General features: G+C 66.2%; 13 protein-coding genes. 8 read left to right on the top strand and 5 right to left on the bottom strand.

The features are described 5' to 3' along the window. Positions 1 to 58: 58 nt before the first annotated feature. From GYM46_RS01670 to GYM46_RS01655, 4 genes are all read right to left on the bottom strand, one after another. On the bottom strand, positions 59 to 445 hold the full coding sequence (locus GYM46_RS01670) for a DUF2946 family protein (RefSeq protein ID WP_008261585.1): 387 nt from the start codon (positions 443 to 445) through the stop codon (positions 59 to 61). A 37-nt stretch (positions 446 to 482) separates the two neighbouring features. Further along, positions 483 to 1103 (bottom strand): aminoacyl-tRNA hydrolase, encoded by a 621-nt coding sequence (gene pth / locus GYM46_RS01665; protein WP_008261498.1) that lies wholly within the window; start codon positions 1101 to 1103, stop codon positions 483 to 485. A gap of 87 nt (positions 1104 to 1190) precedes the next feature. Next, on the bottom strand, positions 1191 to 1823 hold the full coding sequence (locus GYM46_RS01660) for a 50S ribosomal protein L25/general stress protein Ctc (protein ID WP_035307605.1): 633 nt from the start codon (positions 1821 to 1823) through the stop codon (positions 1191 to 1193). Between the two features lie 167 nt (positions 1824 to 1990). Beyond that, positions 1991 to 4276 (bottom strand): ATP-binding protein, encoded by a 2286-nt coding sequence (locus GYM46_RS01655; RefSeq protein WP_040349390.1) that lies wholly within the window; start codon positions 4274 to 4276, stop codon positions 1991 to 1993. Positions 4277 to 4426: 150 nt separating this feature from the next. On the opposite strand from GYM46_RS01655, the gene GYM46_RS01650 reads away from it, so the two are divergent. The 6 genes from GYM46_RS01650 (at position 4427) to phoB (ending at position 11112) form a co-directional block, all read left to right on the top strand. Beyond that, entirely contained in the window at positions 4427 to 5839 is a 1413-nt protein-coding gene (locus tag GYM46_RS01650; RefSeq protein ID WP_008262189.1) for a sensor histidine kinase, read from the top strand. A gap of 140 nt (positions 5840 to 5979) precedes the next feature. After that, the gene (pstC, locus tag GYM46_RS01645) at positions 5980 to 7410 is read left to right on the top strand and encodes a phosphate ABC transporter permease subunit PstC (protein ID WP_008264055.1); all 1431 of its coding nucleotides are present in this window, start codon (positions 5980 to 5982) and stop codon (positions 7408 to 7410) included. Beyond that, a complete protein-coding gene (pstA, locus tag GYM46_RS01640) occupies positions 7403 to 8707 on the top strand; it encodes a phosphate ABC transporter permease PstA (protein ID WP_008262606.1) in 1305 nt (434 codons plus the stop codon). Before pstC ends, pstA begins: the two co-directional genes overlap by 8 nt. Positions 8708 to 8711: 4 nt before the next feature. Next, the gene (gene pstB / locus GYM46_RS01635; RefSeq protein WP_008259023.1) at positions 8712 to 9668 is read left to right on the top strand and encodes a phosphate ABC transporter ATP-binding protein PstB; all 957 of its coding nucleotides are present in this window, start codon (positions 8712 to 8714) and stop codon (positions 9666 to 9668) included. Next, entirely contained in the window at positions 9668 to 10399 is a 732-nt protein-coding gene (gene phoU, locus GYM46_RS01630) for a phosphate signaling complex protein PhoU (RefSeq protein ID WP_008262987.1), read from the top strand. The genes pstB and phoU overlap by 1 nt, the downstream gene beginning before the upstream one ends. 20 nt (positions 10400 to 10419) lie before the next feature. Next, complete coding sequence (gene phoB / locus GYM46_RS01625) at positions 10420 to 11112, top strand: phosphate regulon transcriptional regulator PhoB (RefSeq protein ID WP_035307610.1); 693 nt, start codon at positions 10420 to 10422, stop codon at positions 11110 to 11112. Between the two features lie 38 nt (positions 11113 to 11150). Here phoB and GYM46_RS01620 read toward each other — a convergent pair whose 3' ends face one another. Beyond that, positions 11151 to 12074 carry an Hsp33 family molecular chaperone gene (locus GYM46_RS01620; RefSeq protein WP_040349988.1) on the bottom strand — a complete coding sequence of 308 codons (924 nt, stop codon included), beginning with the start codon at positions 12072 to 12074 and terminating at the stop codon, positions 11151 to 11153. Positions 12075 to 12287: 213 nt separating this feature from the next. On the opposite strand from GYM46_RS01620, the gene GYM46_RS01615 reads away from it, so the two are divergent. Further along, the gene (locus tag GYM46_RS01615; RefSeq protein ID WP_008261586.1) at positions 12288 to 13730 is read left to right on the top strand and encodes an SDR family oxidoreductase; all 1443 of its coding nucleotides are present in this window, start codon (positions 12288 to 12290) and stop codon (positions 13728 to 13730) included. A 121-nt stretch (positions 13731 to 13851) separates the two neighbouring features. After that, positions 13852 to 15744: a phosphoglycerate dehydrogenase gene (gene serA / locus GYM46_RS16995; protein WP_008259072.1), complete on the top strand. Its 1893-nt coding sequence runs from the start codon at positions 13852 to 13854 to the stop codon at positions 15742 to 15744. The last annotated feature ends 100 nt before the right edge of the window (positions 15745 to 15844 follow it).

The raw sequence follows: 15844 nt of genomic DNA, 5'->3' as shown, positions 1-15844 counted from the left end.
TGAAGTCAGAACGAGAAGGGCGCGCGGGCGAAGGGCCGGCGCGGGCTTTGGGTCTGGTTCAGGCGTGGGGCGGTGCGGTGGACGGCGGACGCGGCGGCGCGCGCGCCGGGGGCGGCGGGCTGACGCGGGCGGGCGAATAGACGACCGTCTCGAACGTGCGGATGACCGGCGCAGGTTCGGGCGCTGGCGGAGCGGGCAGGGCGGCCGCGAGAGGCACGACGCAGGCGGCGCACTTGGCACCCAGATGCTTGTTGACCGGGCCGTCCATCCCGCCGGACTGGATGGTCTGGGGCCCTTCTGCGGAACAGATGACCAGAGGCTGTCCGTGTTGCACCGCCGCCAGGGCCCCGAAGGGCAGCAGGGCGCCGAGCATGAGGGCGAACACCGCCGCCAGGAAGGCGAGCGACTTCGATGTCGACCAATGATCGGCGCCGGAACGGTTCACGCCTCGCCTCTACGGCGTTTCCGCCAGGCCGTACAGGCTACAGTTCGCCGCGCGCCGCCTGGCGGGGGCTGAACTTGGGCGCAGGAGCCAGGCGCATGACCTCGCCCTGATAGCGTTCGTCGTCGCCGGCGACGGCGAAGGGCAGGGCGTCGGCGCAGGCCTGGAGCAGGGCGTCCAGCCAGGGCTGTTCGGCCTTGTGGAAGTCGCCCAGGACATGGGGCATGACCATCTCCTTCTCGCCGGGATGGCCGATCCCCATGCGCGCGCGACGGAACTCGGGCCCCAGATGGCTGATCAGCGAGCGGACGCCGTTCTGGCCCGCCGCGCCGCCGCCGGTCTTCATGCGGAACCGGCCGGGGGCCAGGTCGATCTCGTCGTGGAAGACGATGATCTCGGACGGCTTGATCTTGTAGAAGCGCGCGGCCTCGCCCACGGCCCGCCCGCTCTCGTTCATATAGGTCTGGGGCTTCATCAGCAGGACCTTGACCGGTCCGTCCGCCGTATCGACCAGGCCCTCGCTGACGATCGACTGAAACTTGGCCCGCTCGGGCCCGAAGCGCCAGCGCCGCGCGATCTCGTCGGCGGCCATGAAGCCGATGTTGTGGCGGTTCTTCTCGTATTTTGCGCCCGGATTGCCGAGCCCGGCGATGATGATCATGGCGTCCTCATGCCGCGTGCGTCGCCCAAAGAAAAGCCCCGCCGCGGCGAACCGGGCGGGGCCTGATCTTGTCGATGCGACGAAGGCTTAACCTTCGGTCTTCTCGGTCGGAGCGGCTTCGGCCTCGGCGGCTTCATCGGCGGCGGCCGACATGGCGGCGGACGAGACCTTGATGGTGGCGATCACGAAATCGCGGTCGGTGATGGTCGGCTCGACGCCCTTGGGCAGTTCGATGTCCGAGAAGCGGATGGTGTCGCCCATCTGCGACTTGATCAGGTCGACGACCAGTTCTTCCGGAATGCTGTCGGCCTTGACCATGATTTCGACCGCGTGGCGGACGACTTCCAGCGAGCCGCCCTGACGGACGAACGGCGCGTCATCGGCGTTCTTGAAGTAAACCGGAACCTCGATCTTGATCGGGGCGTGTTGATCGACGCGCATCAGGTCGAAGTGCATCGGGCGGTCCGACACCGGGTCGAACTGGATGTCCTTGGCGATGACCGGCTGGGTCTCTTCGCCGTACTTCAGCGTGACCAGGTGGCCCAGCAGCTTGCCGGTGTAGAGCGACTTGCGGAAGTCCTTCTCGTTCACCGCCACGGCGACGGGGGCCTTGTCGCCGCCGTACAGGACGCCCGGCACGAAACCGGCGCGACGGGCAGCGCGTGCGCTGCCGGTGCCGACGCCATCGCGGACGTCCACGTTCAGAATGATCTCGGCCATCTGGCTCGCCTCAACAACAACGGAAACACCGCGCCAACCCTGGGCCCGCGCGGCGGGGGTCATGAACCCTCGAATTCAAGAGCGCGGGCTATTACACGCATCATGATGGATGTGCAACCGCCCTGACGGTAAATGGAACGGCAGGACGGTCTTGGCGGCTCTTTCGATCAGGCCGCCTTTGCGGCGTCTTTGAGCAGAGCGTCCGGATCGGCGACGATTGCAAGCAGTTCTGTCGTGTTGAAGGGCTTGGCCAGATGGTGATCGGCCCCGGCGGCCCGTCCGGCGGCGACGTGTTCGGGCATGGCGTTGGCCGTCAGCATGACGATGGGGGTCCGGCGGCCGCCTGCAGTCGCTTCGTGCAGGCGAATCTCCTGAGTCGCCGTCAGCCCGTCCATGATCGGCATCTGCATGTCCATCAGCACCAGATCGAAGTCGCCGGCGCGGAACGCCTCCAGCGCCTCCGCCCCGTTCTCCGCCATGGAGATCACCGAGGAGATCTGGCTCAGTATCAGTTCCAGGACGCGACGGTTTGTCGGGTGGTCGTCGGCCACCAGCACCCGGACGGGACGCCGATCGCCATCTATGGCGGGCGAAGCCTTCGCCTCCAACTGGACCGGCGCTTCGCAGGTGATCAGGGGGAGGGTCAGGATGAAGGCGGATCCGCCACCCGGTTCGCTTTCGCAATCCAGGTCGCCCCCCATCATTTCGGCCAGCTGACGGCAGATCGACAGGCCCAGTCCGGAGCCGCCGAATTGGCGGGTGATGCCGCCGTCGGCCTGTTCGAAACGGCTGAAGAGGCGCTCGCGGGTGGCGGCGTCGAAGCCAATTCCCGTGTCCTCGACCATGAAGCGCAGGGTGGGCGCGCCCTCCTTCTCCGGGCCGCGCTGGACGGTCAGGCCGACGAAGCCCTGGCTGGTGAACTTGACCGAGTTCGAGATCAGATTGGTCAGGATCTGCTTCAGCCGCACCACGTCGCCGCGGATCCAGAGACCCGCGTCCACGTCGATATCAATGTGGAAGCCCAGGTGTTTCTCACGCGCGTTTTCGGCATAGAGTTGCGCGGCTTCGCGCACAGCTCTTTCCAGTTCGAAGGCGTCGTTGGTCAGTTCAAGCTTGCCCGATTCGACCCGCGCCAGATCCAGGATGTCGCTGAGCAAGGTCTGAAGCGTGCGTCCCGAGGCCTGCATCAGGTCCAGCATCTCATGCTGCTCCGCCGTGAGGTCGGTCTTGGACAGGGCCTGCGACAGACCGATCACGCCATTCAAAGGCGTGCGGATCTCGTGGCTCATGTTCGCAAGGAACTGGCTCTTGGCGACATTGGCCGCCTCGGCCGCGTCTCTCGCCTCTCTCAGGGCTTGGGCGTCGCGCTTCAGGGCCGTGATGTCGTTGCAGACTGTGACCGTACCGCCCTCGGCGGTGCGTCGATCCTGAATTTGCAGCCATCGGTCGCCGGCCACCCGCTGCTCGATCGTCGATTCGCCCTGGCGGCGCACACGGATGCGTTCGGTGATCCATTCGTCCTCGCGGCCAATGGCTTCGTCATATCGGCCTTCATTGATGCCGATCTGAAGGACTTCACGAAAAGTAATTCCGACTTTGAGGAAGGGCGCAAGTTCCGGATTCACCTCAGCGTAGCGCGCATTCCACAGCAGCAGGCGGTCATCGGCGTCGTAGAAGCCCAGTCCGTCCGACATGGCCTCGACCGCTTCGCGGATATGACCGAGCGCGTTGGCCCGCGCCATATAGGCCATGAAAACCAGGGCGCTGCCGATACTGAGGATGGAGAGGGCGATGAGGAACACCAGGGTTCGCATGGCGTCGGGCGAAAGGCCGGACTGCGAACTCAAGGTTGGGTCCGGCGTCACGGTTATGGCGGCCATGCCGACGAAATGCAGGAACAGGATGCACACAGAGGCTCCGAGGACCGTCGTCGCCAATCGTGTCAGTCCTCCACGCTTGTAGAAGAAGGCGGTGGTTCCACCGATCACCATGCCGCCGATGATGGACACGATCACGAGTTCGGGCCGCCAACTGAGATGCACGGGCGCCTGAAGCGCCGCCATCCCCAGATAATGCATGGCGGCCAAGCCCGAGACGGCGACAAGGGCGCCCATGACGCGGCGCCAGCGGTCGTCGCCGCTCAAGATGGTGAAGATGGCCACGCCTATCGCGGCCAGGATCACCAGCGTGGAGGCCAGGGTCATCGCCACATCGTAGGTTAGGGCGCCCACGCCGACATAGCCCTGCATGGCGATGAAATGGGTGGTCCAGATCGTGATCGAGCCGATCAATCCCGCCGAGATTGCGAGGCGGCGGCGGCGTGCTCCATCGGTGATGCGGGCGCGCTCCATGAAGCGGGAGGCTGAACCCATGCCGACGAGGCAGACGATGACTGCCAGCAGGCTCACCCGCCAGTCGTGATCACGTACGATGCAATAAAGTATCCGGTCCACGGCGTCCCCTTCAGCGCCATGCTGGGCCAAACTCCTAAACAAACGGTGCGGCCACGCTTGGAAAAATCAATGTCGTCTGTCGGCGCGCCGTCACAGAATCCGTGCAAGGATTGGATTCCTTAGGCTGCTCACACGAGTCTGGCGCCGCATATGCCTTATGAATCCTCGCCTTCGCCGGTGGCGCCGATCTCGACCTCCCGTTTCTGGACGGTGGGCATCAGCATCGCAATCGCCCTGGTTGTGATGGTGGGGCTCGCCTTCATCCATCCCGAGATCGCGAATTGGCTGATCGGTGGAGCGGTGGTCGTCGCGGCTTCGGCCTGGATTCTGAACGTGCAGCCGCCTTCGGTCGCGACCTTGCCTGAAACATCGGGCGCCCCGATCGAACGGTCGGCGGATCCAAAGACTGCGGAGCTGCTGGACCGTGTGTTCGAAGCCCTGGACGACCCTGTGCTGATCATCAGCGGGGGCGAGCCCGACGACATCGCGGGCCGCCGGGTCGTCATGGCCAACAAGGCGGCGCGAGACCTGCTCCGCATCCAGAGTCAGGGCGCCTTGCTGGTTCAGGTGATCCGGGAGCCCGGCGTGCTGGAAGCCGTGGACGAGGCCCTGTTCGGCGGCGTCTCTCGAACCACGGACTACGCCACCGGAGGGCAGCGCGACCGGCGCTGGCGCGCCTGGACACGCCCCTTAGGCGACGGAGAAGGAAAAGGGCAGGGCTCTCTCGCCCTGGTCATTCTTCGTGACGAAACCGACGCGCGGCGCACCGAGATGATGCGCGTCGATTTTCTGGCCAACGCCAGCCATGAACTGCGCACGCCGCTGGCGTCCCTGAGCGGCTTCATCGAGACGCTCAAGGGACATGCGCGCGACGATGTCGCGGCCCGCGATCGCTTCCTGGACATCATGTCGGCCCAGGCGGATCGGATGGGGCGGCTGGTCGCGGACCTGTTGTCGCTCAGCCGGATCGAGCTGAATGAGCATATTCCGCCGTCCGGGCGAGTCGATCTGGATCGCGCGGCGTCCGACGTCGTCGACGCCGTCAGCGTGTTGACGCAAGAGAAGCAGATCAATGTCGTGGTCGATCAGGGCGAGGCGAGGGCCTCGATCAGCGGCGACAGGGACGAGATATTGCAGGTGGTGCAGAACCTGCTCGACAACGCCGTCAAATATTCGGCCAAGGGCGGAACGGTGGAAATTTCGGTGCGGTCCGATCTGTCGTTCGACGAGGCCTGGGCTTCGCGGATGCCCGGCGCGACGCGACTGCCCCTGGTGACGCCCGATCGGGCGGTCGGCGTCCTCTATGCGGCTGTCACGGTTCGCGATCACGGACCGGGCATGGCGCGGGAACATCTGCCGCGGCTGACGGAACGCTTCTATCGGGTCGAGGGCCAGAAGAGCGGCGAACGTCAGGGGACGGGACTGGGTCTGGCCATCGTCAAGCATATCATAAACCGCCACCAGGGCGGACTGGTGGTGGAGAGCGCCCCCGGGCTCGGGGCGGCGTTCACGGCCTGGTTCCCCATGGTGGTCGAGCGTCGTGACGTCCGGACGGCCGCCTGATGGCGCTGGAGGCCGCCGCTGTTACCGAACTGTCATCAACGTGTCTTATTCCGCTGACCATTCGCAGGCAGTAGTCGCGCCGCGTCGAAGCCGGATTCCCGGTCGCCATTCGATTCGCGCCTGCCCGCTTCGGACCCGGAATGATCTGGATTTATTTGCTGATCCTCACCGCGCTCAGCGCCGCCGCCTTTTTTGGCGGACGCGAGCTGGCGCGTCGTCGCGCCGTTGGCGCGCATCCCCACTCGCGTCCGGGGCAGCACGGCGCCTACGCGCTGATCTGGGTCGCTGCGCCCGCTCTGCTGGTTCTTATCCTTCTCAGCGTCTTCGCGGCGCCGATGGAGCGTCAGTTGACCGCCGCCGGCACGCCCGACGTGGTGGCCGAGCTTGAGCATTTCCGCCGCGACGCCTTCTTCGCCGACGCCCACCGGGTCGGTCGGGGCGAGCCGGCCCTTCAGATCTGGGAACGGCCTCTGGCCGAACAGCTACCGGTCGAAGCTCGCCGCATGGTGCGTATCGAACGCACCCTGCAATGGGGCGGCGGGGTCGCCGCTATCCTGGCTGCTATTCTCGGCGGCCTGTTCGCCCTGACCCAGATCAAGCCCCAGACCCGCGCGCGCAACCGGGTCGAAGGCTGGATTTACGGCGCCCTGTTCATCTGTTCCGCCATCGCCGTGCTGACGACCCTGGGCATCATCGCCTCGCTGGCCTTCGACTCCTTCCGCTTCTTCCAGAAGGTGCCGATCTTCGACTTCCTGTTCGGCACCCAATGGAGCCCGCAGATCGCCATCCGGGCCGACCAGGTGGGATCCACCGGCGCCTTCGGGGCCGTGCCCCTGTTCGTCGGCACCATGCTGATCATGTCGATCGCCATGTGTGTGGCGGCGCCGATCGGGCTGCTGTCCGCCATCTATCTTTCGGAATACGCCAGCCGAACCACACGGGCCGTCATCAAGCCGCTGCTCGAGATTCTCGCCGGCGTGCCGACCGTGGTCTATGGCTTCTTCGCCGCCCTGACGGTGGGGCCCATCCTGCGGGTCTTCTTCAATGAGATCGGCCTGTTCCTGATGGGCGGACCGCTGGACGGGCTGGGTCAGTATCTCGCTCTGGTTCAGAACCAGATGGCCCTGACGGCCGGCGCTGTGATGGGCATCATGTTGATCCCCTTCGTCTCGTCCCTGTCCGACGACATTCTGAACGCGGTGCCGCAGTCCCTGCGCGACGGCTCGTTCGCCATGGGGGCGACCAAGTCCGAGACGGTCAAGCGGGTTCTGTTGCCCGCCGCCCTGCCGGGCATCGCCGGCGCCCTGTTGCTGGCCGTGTCGCGCGCCATCGGCGAGACCATGATCGTCACCATGGCCGCCGGCCTCGCCGCCAACCTGACCTTCAATCCGCTGGATACGGTGACCACCGTCACGGTGCAGATCGTGACCCTGCTGACGGGCGACCAGGAGTTCAACAGCGCCAAGACCCTGTCGGCCTTCGGCCTGGGCCTGACCCTGTTCATGGTCACTCTGGTGCTGAACATCATCGCTCACCGGATCGTCCAGACCTATCGGGAACAATATGACTGACGCGACCCCCGATCAGATCGACGGCGCGGCCGCAAAAGGGCGGCTGGATCGTCTGCGCGCCGGCCTCAAGCGCCGTCACGCGAAAGAGACTCGGTTCAAGTGGTACGGCCGTCTGGCCATCGCGGCCGCCATGATCTTCCTGGCGATCCTGATGGTGCGTATCGTCGCCCAGGGCCACACCGCCTTCTACACCCACACCGTGACCGTGCCGGTCTATATGGACCCTGCGCGTGTGGACCGGGCCTATCCGCAAGGCTCGAACTTCGAACAGATGGCGGCCGAACAGCAGCTGAAGCGCTGGGGCATTCAGGACGACGCGGCGGGCGACGCCTCTCGCCAGATGAAGGCCCTGTTTTCTTCCGAGCTGAAGTTCGTCGCCGCCGACCTGGTCGCCAAGCGGTCGGACGTCATCGGCGAGACCGTGCCCTTGGCCGTGCCTCTGTCGGACGAGGCGGACCTGTATCTGAAGGGCGAAATCTCGAAGGAGACGCCGGAAGACCAGCGCCGTCTGACCGACCAGCAGCTCGCCTGGCTGGACCGGATGCAGGCCGAAGGCGTCGTCGGTTCGCACTTCAACACCGCGCTGTTCACCAATGGCGACTCGACCCAGCCGGAACTGGCGGGCGTTCTGGGCGCCGTGGTCGGTTCGGCCCTGATGCTGATGGTCACGGCCCTGATCGCCATTCCGCTGGGCGTCGGCGCCGCCGTCTGGCTGGAAGAGTTCGCCCCGAAGAACAAGCTGACCGACATCATCGAGGTCAATATCAACAACCTCGCCGCCGTGCCGTCGATCGTCTACGGCCTGCTGGGTCTGGCCCTGTTCATCAACTGGATGCACCTGCCGCGCGCCAGTCCGATCGTCGGTGGTCTGGTCCTGGCCCTGATGGCCCTGCCGACCCTGGTGATCGCCACCCGCTCGGCGCTGAAGGCCGTCCCTCCGTCCATTCGCGAGGCCGCCCTGGCCATGGGCGCCTCCAAGACCCAGACGGTGTTCAGCCACGTCCTGCCTCTGGCCATGCCCGGCGTGATGACCGGCGCCATCATCTCCATGGCGCACGCTCTGGGCGAGACTGCGCCGCTGCTCCTGATCGGCATGGTCAGCTTCGTTCCCGGCGTGCCGCATGCGATCGACCAGCCGGTCGGCGCCCTGCCTTCGCTGATCTACATCTGGGAGAACGCCTCCGAGCGGGCGTTCCACGAACGCACCGCTGCTGCGATCATCGTTCTTCTGGTCTTCATGATCATCATGAACACGGCGGCCATCATCCTGAGGCGGCGCTTCGAGCGTCGGTGGTAAGAGAATGAAATTTCGTATCTTCCGTTCTGCCGAAGACCAGACCGGCGCCGGCGTCGGCGCTGCCGATCCGACCGAATCCGTTCGCATGGGCGGCCAGGTCTTGCCCGAAGCCACGTCCCCTAAAGCCGCCTCCGCCGTGGAAGCCCGGCTTGAAGACGCCACGCCTGTGAGCGGCCCGACCGTGGTCGCCACTCCGCCGACCGGTCCGATCAAGATCGCGGCGCGTGACGTCTCCGTCTTCTATGACGGCAAGCAGGCGCTTTACGACGTCTCGCTGGATATTCCGGACAAGACGGTCACGGCCCTGATCGGCCCTTCGGGCTGCGGCAAGTCGACCTTCCTGCGGACCATGAACCGCATGAACGACACGATTGCGGGCTGCAAGGTCACCGGCCGCATCGCGATGGACGACGAGGACATCAACGATCGGTCCATCGACCCGGTCCTGTTGCGCGCCCGTGTCGGCATGGTGTTCCAGCGCCCGAACCCCTTCCCGAAATCCATCTACGAAAACGTCGCCTACGGCCCCAAGATCCATGGGCTGGTCAGCGCCAAGTCCGAGATGGACGGCGTGGTCGAAAGCGCCCTGAAGCGCGCCGGCCTGTGGGAAGAGGTCGCCGACCGCCTGCAGTCGTCGGCCATGGGGCTGTCGGGTGGTCAGCAGCAGCGTCTGGTCATCGCCCGCGCCATCGCGGTGAACCCCGAAGTCATCCTGATGGACGAGCCCTGCTCGGCCCTGGACCCCATCGCCACCGCGCGGATCGAGGAACTGATCGACGAACTGCGTGAGCGGTTCTGCATCGTCATCGTCACCCACTCGATGGCCCAGGCGGCACGGGTTTCGCAGCGCACCGCCTTCTTCCACATGGGTCGTCTGGTCGAGACCGGCGACACGGAAGACATCTTCCAGAACCCGCGTGAGCGGCGCACCCTGGACTACATCACGGGACGCTTCGGCTGATGAACCAGCACACGGTCAAGGCTTACGGCGACGAGCTGAACCAGATCACGGCCGAGGTCGCCCGCATGGGCGGCCTGGCCGAGGCCCAGGTCTCGGACGCCATCGATTCCGTCGCCCGGCGGGACGTGGCCTTGGCGCGCGCCGTCGTGGATCGCGACCTGAAGCTCGACGCCCTGCAACGGGATATCGAGCGGAAGGCCATCCGTCTGATCGCCCTGCGCCAGCCGGTCGCCAGCGACCTGCGTCGGACCCTGGGCGCCATGAAGATGGCGTCAGACCTGGAACGCACAGGCGACCTGGCCAAGAACATCGCCAAGCGGGCGCTGATCCTGGCGGAAGCCGAGCCGATGCAGCCCCTGACGCGTTCGATCGAGCGGATGGGCCGCCTGGTTTCGACCCGTCTGCGCGACGTTCTGGACGCCTACACCGCTTCCGAGCTCGATCGCGCCGTGGCCGTATGGCAGACGGACGACGAGGTGGACGAGCATTACAACGCCCTGTTCCGCGAACTGCTGACCTACATGATGGGCGACCCGCGCACGATCGGGGCCTGCACCCATCTGTTGTTCATGGCCAAGAATCTGGAACGGATCGGCGACCACGCGACCAATATCGCCGAGACCGTTCACTACGAGATCACCGGCGACGACATGGTGGGCGAGCGACCGCGCGCCCTGCCGGGAGCGGAAGACGAGACCTCGACCCCCAACCTGACGACCAACTCGCACTAAGCCGAGACCGGAGACCCGAAGTGCAGCCCTATATCCTTGTGATGGAAGACGAGGACGCGCTGGCGACCCTGCTTCAGTACAATCTCGAGAAGGAAGGTTACGACGTCGCCGTCGCTTCCGACGGTGAAGAGGGCATGCTGCAGATCGATGAGCGTCAGCCCGATCTGGTCCTGCTGGACTGGATGCTGCCCAAGCTGTCCGGCATCGAGGTCTGCCGCCGTATTCGGGGCAAGGCCGAGACGCGCAACCTGCCGGTCATCATGCTGACGGCGCGGGGCGAGGAAAGCGATCGGGTTCGCGGCCTGGACACCGGGGCCGACGACTATCTGACCAAACCCTTCTCGATGGTCGAACTGATCGCCCGCATCCGCGCCGTGCTGCGCCGCATCCGGCCGGGCTTGGCCGACGATCGTCTGAACCACGGCGACATCATCATCGACCGCGTCTCGCACCGGGTGAAGCGCTCGGGCCAGGAAGTGCATCTGGGCCCGACCGAGTTCCGACTGCTGGATCATTTCATGCAGCATCCGGGCCGGGTGTTCAGCCGCGAACAGTTGCTGGACGCCGTCTGGGGCTCAGACGTCTATGTCGAGGCCCGCACGGTGGACGTCCACGTCGGCCGGCTGCGCAAGGCCCTGTCCATCGGCGACGACAGCGCGAACCCGATCCGCACCGTGCGCTCGGCTGGCTATTCGCTGGATCTGGAAGGCTAGATAAAAAGGGGCGGCCGGATCGGCCGCCCCTTTTCCATTCAGATCTGTTCGGCGACGACCTCGTCCGGCTCCAGGGCGTAGACGGTGGCGCAATATTCGCAGGTGACGCGGATCTTGCCGTCGTCCTCGACCATGTCGGCGCGTTCGGCGGGGTCGAAAGAGGCCAGGACCGAGGCGATGCGCTCCCTGGAGCAACGACAGACGGCCGTCAGCGCCCGTGCGCCTTCCAGCCGCACGCCGTCTTCGTGAAACAGGCGGAACAGCAGGGTCTCAGGCGAGATGGTCGGGTCGATCAGCTCGTCGTCGCCCAGAGTGCCGAACAGGGCGCGGGTGCGGTCCCAGATCTCTTCGGTGGAGCCTCGCGCCTCGTCGCCGGCGATGATCTGGATCATCGCCCCGCCGGCGCGCCACTGCGAGCCCGCCTCGGTCAGGACCTCGCCGACGGCCAGGCGCACCTTGGTCGGAACCTGTTCGGACTGCTGGAAATAGTGTTCGGCGCACAGCGACAGGCTTTCGCCCTCTATGGGCGTGATCCCCTGGGTGCGTTCGAAATCGGGGCCGCGATCCAGGGTCATGACGAAGACCCCCTGGCCCAGAAGCGTCTGGGCGCCGGGACGAGCGAAGCCCTGGGACGCCTCGGCCACCTCGGCCTCGTCATAGCGGCAGTAGCCGCGCAGCGTGCCGTCGGTGCCATAGTCGGCGACGACATAGCGCACCGGGCCGTCGCCCTGGGCCTGGACCATCAGCCGGCCCTCGAACTTCAGGCTGGAGCCGATCAGGGCGGCAAGCGCGCAGGCCTCGCCCAGCAGGGCGGCGACTGGCTCGGGATAGGCGTGGGCGGCCAGGATCTTGTCGATGGTCGCGCCCAGCCGGACCAGACGGCCGCGCACAGGCCAGCCCTCGATCTGGAAGGCGGCGGCCAGATCGTCGGAAACGGCGGATTGAGGCGCGTGATCGGTCACGGCAAGGTCCTTGAACGGCGTCATTTCGGGATCGCGGCTATTTAGGCGCCCTGAGCCGCCTTGATAAGGGGGACGATGATCGGGGACGAATTTGCGCGCCGACGCGGCGGCCCGCAAACCCGCGCGCAGGCCTCGAAAAACCTGTAGAATCCGCCTCGACAAATCCGGAAAAACCTCGAGAAATTGTCGAGGTCTGGAAGCGAGGAACGGTCGATGAGCGCGAAACCTGTGCTGAAGCCCCTGGGCGAGCAGTCCATCGTCGTCACCGGCGCGACCTCGGGCGTGGGGCTGGCGACGGTGCGGCGGGCGGCGCGGGCCGGCGCCCGGGTGTTTCTGATCGCGCGGGGCGAACGGGACTTGCGGGCCTTGTGCGAGGAGTTGCAGGCCCAAGGGGCGCGCGTGGCCTGGGCCGTTGCCGACGCGGCCGATCCCGAGGCGTTGAAGGCGGCGGTCGAGAAATGCGTGCGGCTGTTCGGCGGCTTCGACACCTGGGTCAACAACGCCGGGGTCGGGATGTTCGGGTCGATCCGCGAGACGAGGCTGGAGGATCAGCGCCGCCTGTTCGAGACCAACTATTGGGGCGTGGTCAATGGGTCTCTGGCGGCGGCGGAGCATCTGCGGACGCGGCCGGGCGGCGGGGCGATCATCAATGTCGGCTCGATCCTGTCGGACCTGCCGCTGCCGGTGCAGGGCGTCTATGCGGCGTCCAAACATGCGGTGAAGGGGTTCACCAACGCCCTGCGGATCGAACTGTTGCGCGAACAGGCGCCCGTAACCGTCAGCCTGGTCAAGCCCGGCGCGATCGATACCCCCTACAGCCGTCACGCCCGCAACCTGACCGGCCAGGCGGTGCATAATCCCCAGCCGGTCTATGCGACCCATGTGGTCGCCGACACCATCCTGTATTGCGCCGCCCATCCGATCCGCGAGATCACGGTCGGCGGGGGAGGGCGCGTCATCGCGTCTTTCTACTCAGCTTTGCCGGGGATTGCGGAACCTCTTCTGGCGCGGTTCGCTCCATCTTTGATGCGGGACCGCCGTTCCGCCTATCGGCCGTATGACGACGGGCTCTATGACCCGACCGAGGACGGCCTCGATGAAGAGGTTCACTATCCCATGGTCCGTAATTTTAGCGCCTTGGCCGAAGTCCGCAAACATCCGGGCGTCACCGCCAGCAGCCTCGTCGCCCTTGCGGCCGGCGCCGCCGTGGTCCTGTATCTGACCCAGCGCAGCGGACCGACGCGCTATCAGCGCATCAAGACCCGTATTGATCCGCGCGGATGGGTGGACACGGAAGACCTGCGCGACCGTTTCCACGACGCCGTCGACGCCTTCCGTCATCGGGCCGAAGACGCGGGCGAGCGCGCCGGAGACTTCTCCCGCGAGGCGCGCCATCGCGCGGCTGATGCGGCGCATGATGCGCGGGACCGGGCGGACGAATGGTTCCGCTCCACTCGTAAAGGCTCCAGGAAGGCGCTGAAGAAGCATGGCAAGGCGGCCCGCCGTTATGCCGACGACGCCGGCGCCTATGCCCGTGATCATGCCCGTGAAGGCGGGGCCTTGCTGGCGGTGGCCACCATCGCCGCCGCTGTGGGCGCGGCCGTGCTGGAAAGCCGTCGCCCCGACAGCCACGTGCGCCGTATCGCGCGCTTCTGATATTTCTTGCCGTCCGCTGCGACGAATTTCGCGGCGGACGGCAAGGTTTAAGCGAAACTGAGCCTGTTCATCAGCAAGGCTCGGCTTTGCTGCGAGGGCGAAGGCGGCTAAGACCCCGCCCATGAGCGCGCGCCCCACACTGATCTTCGACTTCGATTCGACCCTGGTCGGGTTCGAGACCCTGGAAGCCCTGGCCGATATCGCCCTGGCGGGATCGCCCGAGGCCGATCAGGTCCGGGCTCAGATCGCAGATCTGACAGACAAAGCCATGTCCGGTGAGATCGCATTCGGCGAGGCGCTGCGCCGCCGTCTGGCCCTGCTGCCCCTGACCCGCGCCCATATCGCGACCCTGGCCGAGACGGCGCCGGATCACCTGACCGCCTCGGTGCGGCGCAACCTGAACTTCTTCCAGCAGCACAAGGGCAAGGTGGTCATCCTGTCCGGCGGCTTCCGCGAGGTGATCGCGCCGGTGGCCGAGATGCTGGGCGTCTCGCCTGACCGGGTGCTGTGTAACGACCTGGTCTATGACACCGACGACCGGGTGACGGGTGTCGATGACGCCAATCCCCTGTCCCAGGCTGACGGCAAGCCGGCCGTCATCCACGCCCTGAAGCTGTCGGGTCGGGTCGTCATGGTCGGCGACGGCTGGAACGACGCCGAGGTCAAGCTGGCCGGGGCCGCCGACGTCTTCTACGCCTTCACCGAGGTCGCGCGCCGTCCGTCGGTGGTCGAGGTCGCCGACGCCGAGGCCGCATCGCTGGACGAGGTGCTGCACGCCGAAGGCCTGGTCGGCCGCTGGTCCTTCCCGCGCAGCCGGATGAAGATGCTGCTGCTCGAGAACATCCACCCCGCCGCCGTCGAACGGCTGGAGGAGGCCGGTTATTCGGTGGAAACGGTCAAGGGCGCCCTGGATGAGGACGACCTGATCGCCGCCATCAAGGGCGTGCACGTGCTGGGCATCCGCTCCAAGACCACGGTCAGCCGCCGGGTGCTGGAAGAGGCCGACCGGCTGATGGCGGTCGCCGCCTTCTGCATCGGCACCAACCAGATCGACCTGGACGCCGCCTCGGACCATGGGGTCGCGGTGTTCAACGCCCCCTATTCCAACACCCGTTCGGTGGTGGAACTGGCCATCGGCCTGATGATCGTTCTGATGCGCGACGTGGTGGACAAGTCGGCCGCCATGCACGTGGGCCAGTGGAACAAGTCGGCGACGGGGTCGAAGGAACTGCGCGGCAAGACCCTGGGCATCGTCGGCTATGGCGCCATCGGCAGCCAGTTGTCGGTCCTGGCCGAGAATCTGGGGATGCGGGTGCTGTTCTATGATTTGTCGGAGCGGTTGGCCCTGGGCAACGCCCGGCGCATGCGCTCGCTGGACGCCCTGCTGGCCGAGAGCGACGTCGTGACCCTGCACGTCGATGGGCGTCGCGAGAATTCCAACATCTTCGGCGCGGCCCAGTTCGCCCGGATGAAGGAGGGGGCGCTGTTCCTGAACCTGTCGCGGGGCCATGTGGTCGACGTCGGCGCCCTGGCCCAGGCCATGGGGTCGGGCCGGGTCGCGGGCGCCGCCGTGGACGTCTTCCCCGAGGAGCCGCGCACCAATTCGGACCCGTTCGAGAGCCCGCTGCAGGGGATGAAGAACATGATCCTGACGCCGCACATCGGCGGCTCGACCGAGGAAGCCCAGGAAGCCATCGCCGAGTTCGCGGCGGAGCGTCTGCTGGGCTATCTGAACCGGGGCGACACGACCTTCAGCGTCAACCTGCCGAACGTGCAACTGGCCGAGGTGTCGGGCGCGCACCGGATCCTGCACATCCACAAGAACCAGCCCGGCGTCCTGGCCGAGTTGAACCGCGCCCTGGCTGCGGCGGGGCTGAACATCCTGGGTCAGCATCTGAAGACCGATGAGCGCACCGGCTATGTCATCACCGACGTGGACCGGGACTATGATCCCGAGGCCCTCCGAACGTTGAAGACCGTGCCGGGAACGCTGAAGTTCCGCACCCTGCATTGACGGAACGACCCGTTATCTTCCGAAGACTGACGTAACGGCATCTTGCGCTCGCCGCAGAGTGGCGCATCCTCCCGGGTAACGGCCGCGATACACGACGGCT

It is taken from the genome of Brevundimonas mediterranea (genome assembly GCF_011064825.1).
Taxonomy (GTDB): Bacteria; Pseudomonadota; Alphaproteobacteria; order Caulobacterales; family Caulobacteraceae; genus Brevundimonas; species Brevundimonas mediterranea_A.
Note: the sequence above shows the minus strand (reverse complement) of the source record. Positions and strands in the feature narration are given on the sequence as shown.

Coding starts and splice junctions, on each gene's coding strand:
- pth (WP_008261498.1), bottom strand. CDS start 1,103: ATGATCATCATCGCCGGGCTCGGCAATCCGGGCGCAAAATACGAGAAG.
- GYM46_RS01660 (WP_035307605.1), bottom strand. CDS start 1,823: ATGGCCGAGATCATTCTGAACGTGGACGTCCGCGATGGCGTCGGCACC.
- GYM46_RS01650 (WP_008262189.1), top strand. CDS start 4,427: ATGCCTTATGAATCCTCGCCTTCGCCGGTGGCGCCGATCTCGACCTCC.
- pstC (WP_008264055.1), top strand. CDS start 5,980: ATGATCTGGATTTATTTGCTGATCCTCACCGCGCTCAGCGCCGCCGCC.
- pstA (WP_008262606.1), top strand. CDS start 7,403: ATGACTGACGCGACCCCCGATCAGATCGACGGCGCGGCCGCAAAAGGG.
- pstB (WP_008259023.1), top strand. CDS start 8,712: ATGAAATTTCGTATCTTCCGTTCTGCCGAAGACCAGACCGGCGCCGGC.
- phoU (WP_008262987.1), top strand. CDS start 9,668: ATGAACCAGCACACGGTCAAGGCTTACGGCGACGAGCTGAACCAGATC.
- GYM46_RS01615 (WP_008261586.1), top strand. CDS start 12,288: ATGAGCGCGAAACCTGTGCTGAAGCCCCTGGGCGAGCAGTCCATCGTC.
- serA (WP_008259072.1), top strand. CDS start 13,852: ATGAGCGCGCGCCCCACACTGATCTTCGACTTCGATTCGACCCTGGTC.